The organism is Pseudomonas sp. Marseille-Q1929 (assembly GCF_017316265.1).
Taxonomy (GTDB): domain Bacteria; phylum Pseudomonadota; class Gammaproteobacteria; order Pseudomonadales; family Pseudomonadaceae; genus Aquipseudomonas.
In genome coordinates this window covers 103,875-119,632 of record NZ_JAFLWU010000009.1, presented here as the reverse complement: position 1 = coordinate 119,632, position 15,758 = coordinate 103,875, and the positions used below count along the sequence as shown (strand labels likewise).

Below are 15,758 nucleotides of genomic sequence, written 5' to 3'. Positions count from 1 at the left end.
GCATGCCCACTTTTATTAAACGTCGCACGCAACCTTGCGATGACCTGAAAGCCATCTCAGTGTTCATCAGTGAAAAACAACTGAAGTGGGAGATTCTCCGCAAGGAGTACCACAACCTCCAGGTAATGTTCGCAAACTATCTAGAGGCTGTTGAATTCCCCTCACAGCATATAGCGAGGCGTCGATACAGCACCGACGCTGCGGACGCGTTTTACTTTCTGTACGACAGCAAAGCGACATGCCTCGCTCATATCGATGAGTTTCGATCTACAGCGGCAGGAAAACTTGGAGGCTGTCCGTACTGCGGCCTCCCGGAGAATATCACTTTGGATCACTACCTGCCGCGAAAGCGCGAAGCTTTTCCTGAGTTTTCAATTCTGTCATCGAATCTGGTCCCAGCCTGTTCAGGGTGCCAGAGCAAAAAAGGTCATTCCTACGCGACGCATAAGAAAAAGCTGGTTACACGAGCTGCACGCTTCAAGCCCAAACTTCGCGCTACTCGCACCACTAGGCAAAATTATTACTCATCGCCCGCGCAGACAAAGAAAACCAATCGCGCCTTGCCGTTTCGGATACTTCACCCCTACATAGATAGTTTTTTGATGCACCCCGTCATACGCGTTATACCGGATAAAAAGCCCGGAACTTTTCAGGTAAGAGCAAGTGGCGGTTTAGAGAAATCCAAGCGCACTCAACTGGATTTACATTTGAAGAAGCTCGACGTTTCGACTCGTAGCGGTCGAGCTGTTCGAGCCGCTAGAAACTCGATCATTCGAGACTTATCAATCAACAACATAACGTTCAATCGCAACAGCGTCTTAGCCGAGCTGCCACGACTTTTGAAGTCGTCGCTAGAGCGATGTGGACTCGCACCTAACACTATCGAGGCTGCTTACGTCAGATCGTTGATGAGCCAGCCTTGCGCACTCGATGATTTGATCCAATGGTCGCGGGAACGCGTTGAGCCCAATGTGCTTGCCGCCAGGCCCGTTATTTTATAGGGCTAAGCTCCAGATCGTGGGGCCAAATGAAATGTGCAGGCGCGCCTCAACTATAGCGGCACAACCAGCTGACGGATGGACGCACACTGAAAACCACCCAGCTCCACCTTTATTTTCTGTCAGCAATTGCCATTCGCAATCGCTCGCGTATTGGCTGCGACTGGGGAGGAAACTGGGGCATATTTCAGTTTTTCAGACCTGAACATACCGCCCTAGAGCCAAGTAAAAATGTTTTTTGAGGACCCCGATAGCCTGTAACTACCCTCGCCCCCTACTCCAACCCCTTTAAAACCCGCCTCCTGGCGGTTTTTTTCGTTTACGGCGTTCCGTCGGAATCCAACGTTTTTCACACAACCGTTACTTAACGCGATCAGCAAACCTACGCATTGCCCAAGAAACGCTCTAGTACATTTTTTGTGATCATCACGGTGTAAATATCTGCCTGCATGAGCCCATGTACCCATTCGCACGTGGCGGCAGTAAAAACCTCACCGCGACCTTTGTGAAAGTGCACCACCATGCCGGCCCCACGGCTGTGCAACGCGATGTTGGCGTCGCTAAGGTCGGGCGCCAGGATGGAAGCACGAAACCGCGCATCGCCGTCGCCGAGCATGAATGAATAGGCATCCTCGGGCCGGCCATGCTCGGCATTGGTCGCCCAGCCCATGGCGAGAATGTGCAATCCGCTGGGCGCCCCGTCGGTGCCGAGCGGTTCTGGAAGGCCGTCGACGAACGTGTAGTCGAGGCCGTCCACTTCATAGCCAAAGATGTTGGCTTCGTCGCCGAACATGTCCGCGTAGCCAAGGCCTGTCCCCATAAACGCCCAGTGCTGAGGCCTGAAGACCGTGTATCCACGCGGGTTGCGCGGTGCCATTGCGCCAAAGCTGGCGTATATCCCGCGCAGCGCATTCACCCCGAACGTCGATGCCCCGGGGTGATTGACCCGCGGATCTTCCCAGGCTCCCGTTAGCCGATGAGGCTCGGTAGCCGCCACAGGATCGAGCGCGCCGGCATCGTACTTGTAGGCCACTTGCCGGCGCCCCTCATCCTCCAGGCGAATCTGCCACATGAAATTGCCGGCGAATCGCGCGACCCTGCCGCCCTCCTCGACAAAGGCGTCGACATGGTCGCGCATTTCTCGCGTCCAGTACTCGTCGTGCCCGACGAAGACGGCGCAGGCGTAGCCTTCCAGCGCGTGCGGGTCGTGATGCACATCGTCCTGGGTCAGGATATGCACCGTATAACCTTGCTGTTCGGCCCAGACCACAAAGGGTCTCTCGAAAGAAGCCCAGCCCGCCAACGCGTAGTACTTGGTGTAACCGTTAAGGCCAGCCCATTCGATGAACTCATAGCGCGCCGGCCCTGGCTTGCGGGGCCGGGTCGCGTTGACGCAACGTGGCGCATCGTCCGGCAGCCACACCTGCCCTCGCGCCCAGGGGCGCTGCGCCGACAGCAAGGGTGAGCGGCCACGCGGCGTGCCGGGGTGAAGGCCAAAGTAATGATTGGCACCGCCCCAGTCGTTATAAGCGGCCCACGTCGAGGTGGCCGCGACGAGTACCAAGGCATCGGCACGCTTGCGCAGCGCCTTGACGATAAACAGATGATGCCCGAGGACGCTGCCAGCGCTGTCCTGTACTTCGACGATATAGCCACCCTGCTCGGCATCCGTCGGGATGGTCCATTGCATGAAGGCGGGCCATTGGCAGCCATGCTCATAGGCACGTTCAGGCAGCGGGTGGAATCTTGCGTCAAGGCTGTCGGTGGTATGCAACGTGTGGGCAATGGCGCCATCGCGATAGATCCTGAGCCGCACTTGCGGGCAGTTCGACGACAGATACAGGCAAACCGAATCACCCGGGCTATAGGCGCGTCGATCCGAATAACACCAGGCAGCCGCCGGGCCTGATGCTGAAGGGACTTCAACCCAGGTCTCGCGTGCGGCCTGACGTGGCCCTGAAGTCTGGCTGACGGTCACGCTGGCGCCGGGCCGTTCACCGCGTGCAGCGGGTTTTTTGAGGTCTGTGGAATTCATTGAGTCGTACTCCTTTATTCGGCGGTTCGGCCAGCCAGGGTATTGGCGCTGACTCGAACGCCAGGCGCCTCGATGTGCGCAAGGTCGATACCCGCCGTTTCGTCGATCAGCAACCCGGCCAGGACGGTGACTACGCCCAACCCAATGACATAGCTGACGTACAGATAGCCAAGGTCGGCGGCGCTCAGGTAGCTGTGCAGATAGGGGGCCGTGCCGCCAAAGATCGCCACTGACACCGATGAGACCAAGCCGACGCCCTGGGCCCGTGCCTGGGTGGGCACCTGCTCGGAGAGCACCGCTGGGAAAATCGCCGCGATCAACGACCACGCACCGAGCCCCAGCACCTGGGCCAGGAACAGCGTGTAGGGCTCAGTGGTCACCATGATCGAGATGGGATAGGTGAGTACGATCACGCCCAGGCCCCAGGCGATGACCATGGGGCGGCGGCCGACCCGATCGGACAACATCCCGCAGACCGGCAACCAGCACACACAAAGGATCTGCGCGAGAAGACTGGCGACATAGGCACCCGTAGGGTCCATGCCTTGGGCAATCGCCGTCGACGCGCCGAACGTGACCCAGGCGTAGTAAGTGACATTCGCGGCCGCCGCAAGCATGACGATGTTACGCGCCACGCGCAGCATCTCCCCCGTGGACAGCTTGCGCGGCGGCCGCGCTTGCCCCTGCTGCGCGACAAACACATGGGATTCCTGCGCACCGCGGCGCAAGAACAGCGCGTAAATCCCGAGCACGCCACCGAGGGCGAAGCCTATCCGCCAGCCATAGTCACCCATGGCCTGCGCGCCCAGCAGCCAGGTGAGTATCGCCGCCACGGCCGTCGCCGCCATCACCCCGAGCGTCACCCCCACATAGACCGAACTCGACCATAAGCCACGATGTTTGCTTGGAGCGATCTCGGCGACATAGGTGTAGGAAACCCCTGTTTCGCCACCATGGGCAAGCCCCTGCATCAGCCGAAAAAACAGCAGCGCGCCCGAGGCATACAGGCCGATGCTCTGGTAGTCAGGAATAAGCGCGATGCCCAGGCTGCTGAGCGCAAGCAGCAACATGGTGAGCACCATGATGGTCCGGCGCCCCAGCCGGTCGCTCAGTCGGCCAAACAACCATCCGCCGATAGGGCGTGCGACAAAGCCACCGGCAAACACCGCCAGGGTCGCGAGCATTGCCGAGCGCGCATCGCTCTTGTCGAACAGATTGCTTGCCAGGTACACCGAAAAGGTTGCGTACAGGGTCCAGTCAAACCATTCGAGCGCATTGCCGATACCGGCCGCGCGCAACGATTTGAGGCGTCCTTGGTGAGACGTCGTATTGTTCATGGGTCAGTTCCTGGTGACGGATGGGATCAAAGATCAAAGGTGCAGCGCGGGCTTGGGCTGGCGAACGCCATGGGCAGAGGGGACGCGGACCCGCAGCGCAATCAGCAGCGCGGCCAGCAACATCAGCACGGCTGCGGCGACGAATACGCCTGCGCTGCCACCGACGCTGAACACGGCACCGCCAGCGGCGGCGCCGGTTGCGATGGCGGACTGCACAGAGGCCACCACCATGCCTCCGGCGCTTTCCGCCTGATCGGGTACCGCACTGGCCACCCAGTTCGACCACGCCACCGGCACCCCACCAAAGGCCAGGCCCCAGATCGCCAGAAGTACCGCCTGCCCCGGCAACGATGCCGGCAACAGCACCAACGCCAGTGCGGCAACGCCGACCAGTGCGGGCATCAACACCAGCGTGGCCAGGGGATGGCGTTCCAGCAGCCTGCCGGCCAACAGCGTGCCTACGAAGTTGGCCACGCCGAACCCCAGCAACATCAGTGACAGCCCTTGCGCGCCAATGCCGGTCGTCCCTTCAAGGAATGGCCGAACATAGGTGAACATCGCGAAGTGCCCGCTGTGCACCAGCACACAACCGAACATCCCCATGGCGATCCCTGGGCGCTGCAACACCTCTAAAACAGTGCGCAGCCTTGCCGGCCGACGCGGTGCGAGGCGCGGCAGCGTGAACGATTGAAAAGCCAGGGTCACCATGCCGACCGCCGCCGCTGCAAAAAACGCGCTGCGCCAGCCGTACAGCCCGCCCAGGTAGCTGCCCAGCGGCACGGCAACGACCGTACCGATGGCAATCCCGCTGAAAATGATCGAGAGCGCCCGGGGCAATAGCGCGCTCGGCACCAACCGCATCGCGACCGCCGCCGCCATGCTCCAGAACCCGCCAAGGGCAATACCGAGCAAGATGCGCATCAACAACAGCACCGCGAAGCTGGAAGAAACGGCGACCAATAGATTGGAAGCCACCATCAACGTGGAAAACCCCAACAACACCCAACGCCGATCGATGCCACGGGTCAGGCCTGGCACCAACAAGCCGGCGAACAGCGCAACGACTGCTGTCACCGTTACCGCCTGGCCAGCCAGCGCTTCGGACACGCCCAAGTCAGTCGCCATCAGGGTCAGCAAACTGGCCGGAAGGTACTCGGCGGTCAGCAACCCGAACACCCCCATCGCCAACGAAAACACGGCCATCCACGCGGGGGTCGCGGGTTCTACATCCAAGCCGACGCCAGGATGGCGCTCGGGTACGGCATTACAGACACAGTCGGTCATCGTACGGATCTCCCAATCTTCATGACGAACCGAAGTCTAGGCGCCGCATTCCGGATGATCTATGATTGAAAATCTCGACTTTTTGACTAAAACACCTGAACGATGCCTGCAGATCAGTTTGCTCTCTCCTCGGACCTCATCAACGAACTGTTGCGCGGCATGCGCCTGCGCGGTGTCGAATACCGGCGTATCCAGGCCGGCCCTACCTTCGGCTTGGGCTTCACGGAAAAACCCGGGCACGCGTGGTTCCACTTCATCGCCGTCGGCAATGCGGTGCTGCGAATGGAGGATGGCACGACTTACGAACTGTCTGCCGGCAACGCCGTGTTCATCTCCCATGGCGCAGCCCATCAACTGCTTTCACATCCAGACGCGCCTGTTCTGGACATCAACCGCCTGGACGGCGCCCCGCTCGGTGACTCCGTCAGCGCAGTGGCCACCGGCGCCGATGCGAGCCCCGCGCCGAGCACTATTGTGTTCAGTGGTTGCATGGAGTTTGAACTGGGCAGTATCCATGGCCTGGGCAAGCTGATGCCCGGCCTGATGCTGATTGATGCCGGCGGCCAGCGTTACCCCGGCCTGGTACCGATCCTCACCACCATGGAACGCGAGGTCAGCGCCGCACGTATCGGCTACGCCGGTATCCTCGCGCGTTTGGCCGACGTGGTGGCGGCCATGGTCGTTCGCGGCTGGGTGGAGTGTGCCTGCGGCAATGCCTCAGGCCTGGTCGCCGCCTTGCGCGATCCACGCTTGGCCGGTGCCCTGCTTGCGCTCCATCAGCAACCGGGCCGCGACTGGACCGTTGCGCAGTTGGCAGCGCACTGCAACACCTCACGCTCGGTCTTCGCCGACCGCTTCCAAGTGACGATTGGCATGACCCCGCTGCGCTATGTCACCGAACTGCGCATGCGGCTGGCGAGCCAGTGGCTGACCCTCGAAAGGCTGCCGATTGAAGAGGTGGCGCAGCGTTTGGGCTACACATCGCAGGCCGCTTTCAGTCGTGCATTCAAGCGCATTACGGGCAAAACACCGGGATTGAGTCGTAAGGTGCGGCAGGTCACTGTGACTTGAAACATAGCGCAATACCCTGACTCATTTGCCGCCCCAGGCGCCAGAGCATGCGATCTCTCCACACGCTGTGACACCCTCCTACCCCTCACAAAGCCAGATTGACATCATGAGGCCATCATGGAAAATCACTGGCTCTTTTTGCCCATCATCAATGGGTGTTCGCTGGCGCGGTGCCGGCACCGTCGCTGCTTGATACCTTGTGAGGGACTTACATGACGTTGGAACAGATGGACTTTTGCTTTATTCCCGACGAGGCCTGGGTCGAACTGAAAACCTATTACTATCTGAGTGAAGATCACAACGGCATCCGTCTGACCTGTTCGGAAACTCATGAAGAAAGAACTGTCGGTAAAGGTACCGCGATCACTTTGCATCCCTCATCACCGCGCCTGCGAGCCGAACGCCCGGCGTACATCAAACTGTGCAAGTTCGTACTTGATTGCGCCAGCTCTTTGATCGCTCATGGAAAGCTGGAAGTGTCAGAACTCGTCAAGCGCTTGAGTGATGATGATTACCTGGCGAATGTAAAATCCAGTGACGTTGAGAACATGCTCAAGTGCTACGTCGCCAGCAAACAGTTGATCGCGTCTGAATCCGGTCGAGCCAACCAAAAAAGAACGTTTCTCCAGTTGAGCCAGGCTGGACTGGAAAGAGAAAAAATAAGAAGTTTTGCCGGTTCCATGGCAAGTGAATTGGAGTCCTTGAGCGCGCGAATCAGGCTGATCATCGCTCACAACCCAACAGTGGGTACCTATCGAGAAGATATTTTGAGAACGGTGCTGGAAAAGCATCTGCCAGAGCGTTATCACGTCGCCACGGGGTTTATATTCGGCTGTGACCGACAAATCGATATCTTGATCTATGACCGCATAGATTACGCACCCCTGTTTCGCGAGTCGGATCTTGTCGTCGTGCCGAAGTCCGCGGTCCGAGCGGTCATCGAAGTGAAGACCAACCTCACCACTCAAGCCTTCAGGGACAGCCTGTCTTTGATATCTGAAATTACCATTCTGGATAGCGGTTACCCGCCTATATTCAAAGGTATCTTTGCTTTTGAAAGTGACGCTGCCGAGGACACGTTGTGTGAAATCGTCAAGGAGCATCACGCAGAAGAATCATGGGATTTCGAAGAGGAAGAGGAAGCTGATGCTGATGCTGATGCTGATGAAGATGAAGATGAAGATGAAGATGGTCCATACCCAATAGGCAGGCCCTTCGATCACCTGACGTGTGCCTGCATCAACCAGAAGTCGTTCCTTTACACAACCTATCGGAAAAACGACGCGACGCGGTTTATGCCAATTCTGGTCAAGACCCACAGCAACACCGGCTTGCCTAATCAGGTCGCGCTGTTCATGGAGCACCTGCTCTGCTACCTGCAGTTTGGCGGCGCAAAGCCAGGAACGTTTCACTCCTTGCAGAACATGCTGGGAAGTGACACAAGGGCCAACACCTACTGCAACCTTGCGCAGGAAGATTGGGGTGCCTATTTCGAAGGAGCCGACCTTGAAGAAAAAATGCAAATGGAGGAAAGGATCACCAATATCATGCATTGGCTGGAAGGGGGAACCTCCACGCTTCCCACTCTGACAGAGTAGCCAGAATGGTGCGGCGTGACTTCCGGTTACAGCGTGTGGTGCGGCCCCCTCAAGTCCCACTCTTCACCTTGCTCCAGACCCGCGTGCGCACCCGCTCCAACTTGAGCGGCAACGGCTCCAACGGAAACAGCGTGTCCAACACCACTTTCGCCGGATACACCCCGGGATTATCCCGCACCCGCTCATCCAACAACGCAGTGGCGTCCTTGTTCGCATTGGCGTAACTCAGGTAGTTGGACGTCTGCGCAATCACCGGCGGGCGCAGCATATAGTCGATGAACGCCAGCCCCTGCTGAGGGTTCGGCGCATCCTTGAGTAGCACCAGGCTTTCGACCCACACCGGCGCGCCTTCCTTGGGAATACTGTATTGGATGTGGCGGCCACTGCTGGCTGCATCGGCGGCTTTCTTGGCGTCCATCACACCGCCGGCCCAGCCGACCACCGCGCAGATGTTGCCATTGGCCAGGTCGGTGATGAACCGCGATGAGTCGAAGTAGCGGATGTGCGGGCGCAGTTTCAGTAGCAGTGCCTGGGCTTTCTGGTAGTCGTCCGGGTTCTGGCTGTTGTAGGGCAGGCCCAGGTAATGCAGGGCGATGGGGATGATTTCGCCCGGTGCATCCAGCATGGCCACGCCGCAGGTGTCCAGCTTGGCGAGGTTTTCCTCTTTGAAGATCAGGTCCCAGGAGTTTACCGGTGCGTCGGCACCGAGAATGGCGCGGACTTTTTCCACGTCGTAGCCAATGCCCGTGGTGCCCCACAGGTACGGCACCGCGTAGCGATTGCCGGGGTCGTTGCTCTGCACCTTGGCCAGGATGGCCGGGTCAAGGTGGGTTGCGTTGGGCAACTGCGCGCGATCCAGTTCCTTGAGCACACCCGCCTTGATCAGGTTGGGCAGCAGGTCACCGGTGGCCACTACCACGTCGTAGCCACTGCGCCCGGCCATGAGTTTGCTCTGCATGACTTCACTGTTGTCGAACACGTCGTACGCGCTATGTATGCCGGTCTGCGCCTGAAAGGTTTTCAGCGTGTCAGGGGCGATGAAGTCGTACCAGTTGTAGATATTGACCTTCGGTTCTTCTGCCAGGGCGCAGGTCACTGCGCCACTGATCAAGCAGGCCAGGCCCCATCGTACGTATCGAGTCAGGTTCATCGCGCACTCCTGGGCGTTGCCGCCCGATTATTGTTTTGGTTGGGGAAGATCGATCAGCGCAGCAGCAGTTCGCGGCGCCCATCGGCGTGCTGCACGCTCTCGCCACTCAGGTGCAAGCGACGATCATTGAGGTAGTGATAGTCCGCGCGGGCGGCGTGCAGTTGCGTCAGATCCACGGTCACGACCTGCCGGGTTTCGTCGCGCCCGGCCTCGAACAGCGGGCGGCCAAAGGGGTCGATGGCGGCGCTGCCCCCGGCAAATACCAGGCCGTCGTCGCCCTCGCCGACGCGGTTGACCATCACGCTGAACAGCTGGTTTTCCTGGGCGCGGGCCATGATCGCGGTGCGATGCACCGGCCCATAGGGGTCCATATTGCCGTTGGTGACGATGATCAGCTCGGCCCCCAACTGGGCCAGGGCGCGGGCGGTTTCCGGCAGTTCGATGTCGTAGCAGATCAGGATGCCGACGCGCACGCCCTTCCACAGCGCCGTGACCAAACGGTCGCCCGGAGTAATGTCGCCGCGCTCGGAAGGCCAAAGGTGGGTCTTGCGATAACGCAACGCGATACCCTCGGGCGTGACCAGCACCGAGGTGTTGTAGTGCACGCCGGCATCGCTTTCGACCAGGCCAATGACCACCGACACACCCCGCTCGCGCACCGCCTGCTCGATGGCACGCAACGCCGGGCCGTCAAGGGGCTGCGCCACCTCGGCCAATTGTTCGCCGGCGACGAAGCCCATCAGATGGGTCTCGGGAAACACCAGCAGGTCGGTGTCTGCGCCACACGTGGCGATGGCTTCCAGGGCGCGTCGCAGGTTATAAGCAGTGTCGCCGTCACGGCCGGCCAGTTGCATGAGTTCGATCTTCATCGTGGATCCTTGTGCACAGTAAGCTGGCAACGAGTATGGGCCGTACCCCCACGGCACAAAATCACTTCGATGGGGTAACCCTGAATGGGTAGCGAGATGCATCTGACCTTGCAGGACCTGGCCTGGCATGACGCCGTCGGCCGGTTGATCGAGACCCTGGACCGGCCGAATTTCTGGACGTCACTCACGCGCCTGCTCGGGCGTTATGTGCCGATGGACAACTGGGTGGTGTTGATCTTCAGCGCAGGACGCCCGCAGTTGCTGGCCGAGTCGCCGGCGCAGGAAAGCGCCAGCGACTCGCTGTTCCAGGACTATCTCAAGGGCTTGTACTTGCTCGACCCGTTTTACCTGGCCAATCGCGAAGCGCCGCAAAGCGGCTTGTTCCAGTTGGATGATGTCGCCCCGGAATGCTTTGAGCAGACCGACTATTACCAGCGCTACTTCCGCCTCAACATCGTCGCCGACGAGATCCACTTCAATGTGCAGCTCGATGCGGAACGCACCCTGAGCCTGTCCCTGGGTAGCAGCACACGCTTCAGCCACGAACACTTCGCGTTGCTCGGGTTGATCCAGCCATGGGTCGCCGGGCTGATGCGCCAGCGTTGCGTCTTTGAACAGGGCTTCAAGCGCGTGCCAGAAGCCGCCACCGACTGGCAGGAACGCGTGGACTCCCCCGGGTTGCACATCAGCTCAACCCTGACCAGCCGCGAAACCGAGGTGGCCCAGTTGATGCTCAGTGGCTGCTCGAACAAAGAGATCGCCCGCAAGCTGGCGATCTCGGCCGAGACGGTGAAAGTGCACCGCCGCCACCTGTACAACAAGTTGGGGATCAAGTCCCAGTCCGAGCTGTTCCTGTTGTTCCTGCAAGCTCAGGAGTGAGGCGCCCAGCCGACCTGTTTCAGCGCCGCCAGCAGTTGCTCGGGCTTGAGGGCCAGCGCGGTCTTGCCCCGGCCTTGCAGGTCGTTGGCGGCGAGCATGGCGTTGAGGATCGCTTCTTCAACCGCGTCCGCCGCCGCGACAAACAACGCCGAGATGTAGTCGTTGTTGACCATCTGCAGCGCCGTCGTCGGCGGCCCGGGCTGCCCCAGGTTGGCCACCGGCAACCCGCTGTTGCCCACCGAGAACGCGATGAAAATATCGCCACTGTCGTCTTCGGTGCCGCCACCCACCCGTGCCAAGCCGATGCTCGCCCGCTGGGCCAGGCGTGTGCATTGGTGGGGCAACAACGGCGCATCCGTCGCCAGGGTAATCACGATGGAGCCCATGCCCGGCACGCCGACATTCACCGGGCCGTCGTAGGGCGAAGGCACATCCTTCAACACCCTGCCAACCGGGTAGCCCGCCACCCGCAATGCACCGCGCGCGCCGTAGTTGGCCTGCACCAGCACGCCAACAGTCCAACCGCCCTCCTCGTCGCTCAGCACCCGTGACGAGGTACCGATACCGCCCTTGAACTCATGGCAGATCATGCCAGTGCCACCGCCCACGCAACCTTCCGTGACCGGACCGCTACGGGCGTCACGCAGCGCCGCGTGGACATGCTCGGCGGTCACGTGCTGGTCCCAGATATCACTGAGGATGCCGTCATAGGTTTCCAGCACCACGGGCATGCACCAGTAGGTGTGCTGCTGGCCCATCTCACGCTCGGCGGCGACCAGCGCATCACGCACCACGCCGACGCTGTGGGTATTGGTGTAGGCGATGGGCGTGGTCAACAGGCCGGCTTCGCGAATCCACTCCAGGCCCGTGGCGTCGCCGTTGCCATTGAGCACGTGCACACCGGCAAAACACGGCGCCAGGTGCGCGGCAACCGCACGCGGCTCGATGACGGTCACGCCGGTGTGCATGGAGCAGTCGGCGTGCTCTGCATTGAGGGTGTGATGGCCGACGCGCACGCCGGGGACGTCGGTGATGGCGTTGAACGCCCCCGGCTGGCCGTCGCCGATGGTGATACCCAGATCTCGTAAACGCATGTTTTTACTCTTAATTGTCGAGTGAAGAACGTGCGGTAAGTCTAGGTTCACCCTGCGGCGGTGACGATAACCCCCTGTTGTTAACCCCGAGGCGTTAGGTCATCGCACCGGTGCAACCAACGTGCGCCCCTGCTCCCACAACCCGGTCATGCGCCATTGCTGCTCCAAAACACCTTCACCGAACGGCCGCACGCCCCCGAGGTTTTCCCCCAGTGCCTGGAAGTAAGCGCCCTCTTCAAACAGCAAGATCCATTCAGCCGATTGCAGCAGGTCCGGCCCAAAGAACGTCGCGCCGCCATTGGCTTCCAGCACCGCTGGCGTGTGCGGGTTGGCGGCGAGTACGTCCAAAATGAACTCGGCTTCGGGCTGACGCCGGTCGATGTACACCGGCAGCTCGCGGGCCAGCGTCACCCGTTGCGCCGCCGCGTAGTTCAGCGGGAACACCCGATGCGCCGCCGCATAACCTCCCAGGTACGGCGTGTGTACATGGATCACCACGTTGACCTGCGGCGCGCCGCGAAAGGTCGCCGCATAACGCCGGCCACCGCCACCCTGGCGGCTGGCGCTCAACGGCTGGCCCGGCGCCAGGTATTCATCCAGATGCACCACGCCGTCGTAGCTGGCGACCACCGCACGGATGCTCTGGTCGTCGTCCCACGGGCCGGGCGTGGCCACGACGATCAGCAGGTCGCTGCCCGGCACACGCACATGGGCCTGGAAGGTGTTGGTGGCGGTCAAGGTGCGGGTGTCCTTGAGCACCTTGAAAATCTTCGCGGTATCACGCTTGGTCTGTTCGACCTGGTGCAGCAGGGCTTCACTCAACGGGGCAGGCTGGCTCACTTGATGAACTCCAGAATCATGGAATGGATGACTCCACCTCTCAGCACGAGTTGTGCCAGCCGCCACAGGCCCGTGATCCGGGGCATGGGCGCCGCGCGGATGTTGTCTCCCCAGCAACCACTGCTGACCGACTGCTGCCACAGCAGCACCCGGCCCCGCCCGCAGCCGAGTCGCGCCCGCAATTCCAGCGCCCTAGGGGACTGGCATGGGCGTTGCTATCAGCCTCTGCAACGTTTTCCATTTTCTTTCGGGAGCCTGTATAAGCACGGAGTTTTTCTGGCGGTTGCCCCTGGGCACCGACGGCCAGCAACTGAGTACAGACCTGCACAATCGCGGCAGCTTCAACCGCAGCCCCGGGCATATCGCGCCAGGCCATCGGCCCAACGGCGAGCCGGATGGCTTCACCTATATCGACTACATCGCGCAGGTGGCCAAGGCCGCCGAGCTGGCCGGTTTCGAGGGGGCGTTGTTGCCCACCGGCCCGGAGCCGTGGATCGTCGCCGCGGCGCTGGCCCGCGAGACCCGGCGCATCCGTTTCCTTGTGGCGTTCCAGGCCACCTGGACCCTGCCCGCCTACGCCGCGCAACAGGCCGCGATCCTGCAACACCTGAGCCACGGGCGCCTGGACTGGAACATCATCACCGGCGGCAACCCGGCCAGCCAGCGCGCCCAGGGCGATTTCCTCGAACATGACCAGCGCTACCGGCGCACCGGCGAATTTCTCGACATCATTCAGGGCCTGTGGGAGCACGAGACGTTCTCCTATGAGGGCCAGGTCTACCAGCTGGAGAACGGTTCACTGCCCCCTGGCCTACGCAACGAACGCAAACCCGGCGTGTACTTTTCTGGCTTCTCCGAGCCTGCGCTGGACGTCGCCGCCAAGCACGCCGACGTGTACTTGAACTGGGCCGAGCCGCTGGACCAACTCCAGCCGCACATGGACCGGGTGCGCGAGCGCGCGGCGCAACAAGGCCGCGAAGTGCGCTTCGGCCTGCGCGTGGACCTGTTCGCCCGGGAAACCGAAGAAGCCGCCTGGCGCGACCTGCGTCGCCAGTTCGACGCCGTGGGCAATCGCGGCAGCAACGAGGCCAAGGCCTTTGTCGGCGGCTCGGATTCGGTGGGCGCCGCACGCCAGACCGCCTATCACCAGAATGTCGACCGCTTTGAAGACCTGATCATCGGCCCCAACCTGTGGGCCGGTTTTGCCAAGGCCAAGCCCGGCCCCACCGTGGGCCTGGTGGGCAGCCATGAAAACGTCGCCGAACGCCTGGCCGAGTACCGCGACGCGGGCTTCTCGACCTTTATCCTCGCCAGCAACCCACACCTGGAAGAAGCCCTGCGCATCGGCCAGGAAGTATTGCCGCTGGTGCAAGACCGCCCTTCGCGCTGAACAGGATGACCATGAGCAAACCCTCTCTCGATACCCTCTGGTACACCCACAGCCCGGTGCCGACCGGCCTCGGCATCGCCGTGGAATCCGGGCGCCTGGCCGAGGCGTTCCTGCCCTCGGGCACCAATATCCAGGCCTTGCGCGAGTCCAGCGAACGCGACATCCGCGAAGCCCACTACGACCATCACCTGCCCAATTCCGTGCGCCACGGCGGCAACATCCCGGCGATCTGGGCCTATGCCAACGGCGTCGACACGCGCCTGCTGGGGTTGTCGTGGAGCGACGAAGTGCAGTTGATCCTGACCACCGTCGAAAGCGGGGTCAAAACCGTGCGCGACCTCAAGCACCGCCGCTTCGGCATCCCCAAGTGGGCCAACGTGCAGATCGACTTCACCCGCGCCCAGGCCCTTCGCGGCCTGGAAAACGCGCTGAAGCTGGAAGGCATGAGCGTCAGCGACGTGGACCTGGTGGACTACCCCTACGGCGGCACCTACAGCGATGAACAGATGCGCCACGTCCACGGCGCCCAGGTGTCGTTCGGTTTCAACCGCGCGCAACGGCGCAACAACGAGCTGATCGGCCTGCTGCGCGGCGACATCGACGCGATCTTTCTCAAGGGCGCCCACGCCGTGCAACTGGCTGCCGAGTTCGGCTTGCATGTGGTGATCGACACCGGCTCCCACCCCGACCCGATGATCCGCTCCAACAACGGCACGCCGCGCACCCTCACCGTGGACGGGCATTTGCGCGAGCATCACTTCGACGCGGCGAAAACCATCGTCGACTGCGTACTGCGCGCCGAGCAATGGGCCTGGGCCAACCCCGAGAAGACCCGCCAGTTCCTCGCCCGCGAACTCAACACCAGCGAGTATTGGGTGGCCACCGCCTACGGCGAAGATGCCCATCGGCGCCTGCGCACCATGCTTGATGAACAGTCGATCCTGGCGTTGCAGGATTTCACCGATTTCCTCCATCGCTGGCAGTTCATCCCACGGCGTTTCGATGTGCGTGACTGGATTGATTTCAGCGTGCTGGAAAGTGTCCTCGGTGCCACTTCACGCTTGTCCGTATAGTTTCATCTCGCGCACCTTGGCCGGCTTGCCGGCCTTTTTTTCGCCCGCCGAAAAGCCCGCCTGCTCAAATTCAAACAACCCCTTGCTGCCCCACTGCTGCTGGGGCAGCAACACCCTGCGCAAGCCCACATAAAACCTAT

14 protein-coding genes are annotated in these 15,758 nt (G+C 61.2%); 6 read left to right on the top strand and 8 right to left on the bottom strand.

Annotated elements, in window-relative coordinates; translation table 11 throughout:
* The first annotated feature begins 2 nt into the window (after positions 1-2).
* Positions 3-1,001, top strand: coding sequence for a hypothetical protein (locus J1G37_RS13015; RefSeq protein WP_207042206.1), 999 nt, complete (start codon positions 3-5; stop codon positions 999-1,001).
* A 379-nt stretch (positions 1,002-1,380) separates the two neighbouring features.
* Here the strand turns inward: J1G37_RS13015 and J1G37_RS13010 are convergent, their stop codons facing one another.
* The 3 genes from J1G37_RS13010 to J1G37_RS13000 are packed head-to-tail and all read right to left on the bottom strand — an operon-like array spanning position 1,381 to position 5,654.
* Positions 1,381-3,033 carry a N,N-dimethylformamidase beta subunit family domain-containing protein gene (locus J1G37_RS13010; RefSeq protein ID WP_207042205.1) on the bottom strand — a complete coding sequence of 551 codons (1,653 nt, stop codon included), beginning with the start codon at positions 3,031-3,033 and terminating at the stop codon, positions 1,381-1,383.
* 14 nt (positions 3,034-3,047) lie between these two features.
* Positions 3,048-4,370 (bottom strand): MFS transporter, encoded by a 1,323-nt coding sequence (locus tag J1G37_RS13005; protein ID WP_207042204.1) that lies wholly within the window; start codon positions 4,368-4,370, stop codon positions 3,048-3,050.
* A 33-nt stretch (positions 4,371-4,403) separates the two neighbouring features.
* The gene (locus tag J1G37_RS13000) at positions 4,404-5,654 is read right to left on the bottom strand and encodes an MFS transporter (RefSeq protein ID WP_207042202.1); all 1,251 of its coding nucleotides are present in this window, start codon (positions 5,652-5,654) and stop codon (positions 4,404-4,406) included.
* A 102-nt stretch (positions 5,655-5,756) separates the two neighbouring features.
* Here J1G37_RS13000 and J1G37_RS12995 point away from each other — a divergent pair, with 102 nt between their 5' ends.
* Together J1G37_RS12995 and J1G37_RS12990 are read left to right on the top strand one after the other, a co-directional pair.
* Positions 5,757-6,725 carry an AraC family transcriptional regulator gene (locus J1G37_RS12995; RefSeq protein ID WP_207042200.1) on the top strand — a complete coding sequence of 323 codons (969 nt, stop codon included), beginning with the start codon at positions 5,757-5,759 and terminating at the stop codon, positions 6,723-6,725.
* Between the two features lie 212 nt (positions 6,726-6,937).
* Positions 6,938-8,323, top strand: coding sequence for a DUF6602 domain-containing protein (locus J1G37_RS12990; RefSeq protein ID WP_207042197.1), 1,386 nt, complete (start codon positions 6,938-6,940; stop codon positions 8,321-8,323).
* Positions 8,324-8,372: 49 nt separating this feature from the next.
* Here the strand turns inward: J1G37_RS12990 and J1G37_RS12985 are convergent, their stop codons facing one another.
* Together J1G37_RS12985 and J1G37_RS12980 are read right to left on the bottom strand one after the other, a co-directional pair.
* Positions 8,373-9,473, bottom strand: a complete 1,101-nt coding sequence (locus tag J1G37_RS12985; protein ID WP_207042195.1) for an extracellular solute-binding protein — start codon at positions 9,471-9,473, stop codon at positions 8,373-8,375.
* Positions 9,474-9,526: 53 nt separating this feature from the next.
* Positions 9,527-10,342, bottom strand: a complete 816-nt coding sequence (locus J1G37_RS12980; RefSeq protein WP_207042194.1) for a carbon-nitrogen hydrolase family protein — start codon at positions 10,340-10,342, stop codon at positions 9,527-9,529.
* 96 nt (positions 10,343-10,438) lie between these two features.
* Between J1G37_RS12980 and J1G37_RS12975 the strand changes: the two genes are divergently transcribed.
* Entirely contained in the window at positions 10,439-11,221 is a 783-nt protein-coding gene (locus J1G37_RS12975; RefSeq protein WP_207042296.1) for a helix-turn-helix transcriptional regulator, read from the top strand.
* On the opposite strand, the gene J1G37_RS12970 is transcribed toward J1G37_RS12975, so the two are convergent.
* Together J1G37_RS12970 and J1G37_RS12965 are read right to left on the bottom strand one after the other, a co-directional pair.
* Positions 11,212-12,315, bottom strand: coding sequence for a P1 family peptidase (locus tag J1G37_RS12970; RefSeq protein WP_207042192.1), 1,104 nt, complete (start codon positions 12,313-12,315; stop codon positions 11,212-11,214). The genes J1G37_RS12975 and J1G37_RS12970 overlap by 10 nt on opposite strands.
* A gap of 99 nt (positions 12,316-12,414) precedes the next feature.
* Positions 12,415-13,155, bottom strand: coding sequence for a class II aldolase/adducin family protein (locus tag J1G37_RS12965; protein WP_207042190.1), 741 nt, complete (start codon positions 13,153-13,155; stop codon positions 12,415-12,417).
* A gap of 259 nt (positions 13,156-13,414) precedes the next feature.
* Between J1G37_RS12965 and J1G37_RS12960 the strand changes: the two genes are divergently transcribed.
* Both J1G37_RS12960 and J1G37_RS12955 read left to right on the top strand, forming a co-directional pair.
* Positions 13,415-14,545, top strand: coding sequence for an LLM class flavin-dependent oxidoreductase (locus J1G37_RS12960; protein ID WP_207042294.1), 1,131 nt, complete (start codon positions 13,415-13,417; stop codon positions 14,543-14,545).
* 11 nt (positions 14,546-14,556) lie between these two features.
* Positions 14,557-15,618, top strand: coding sequence for an ABC transporter substrate-binding protein (locus tag J1G37_RS12955; RefSeq protein ID WP_207042188.1), 1,062 nt, complete (start codon positions 14,557-14,559; stop codon positions 15,616-15,618).
* Here the strand turns inward: J1G37_RS12955 and J1G37_RS29140 are convergent.
* Positions 15,601-15,732 (bottom strand): hypothetical protein, encoded by a 132-nt coding sequence (locus J1G37_RS29140; protein WP_277990739.1) that lies wholly within the window; start codon positions 15,730-15,732, stop codon positions 15,601-15,603. The genes J1G37_RS12955 and J1G37_RS29140 overlap by 18 nt on opposite strands.
* Positions 15,733-15,758 lie beyond the last annotated feature (26 nt).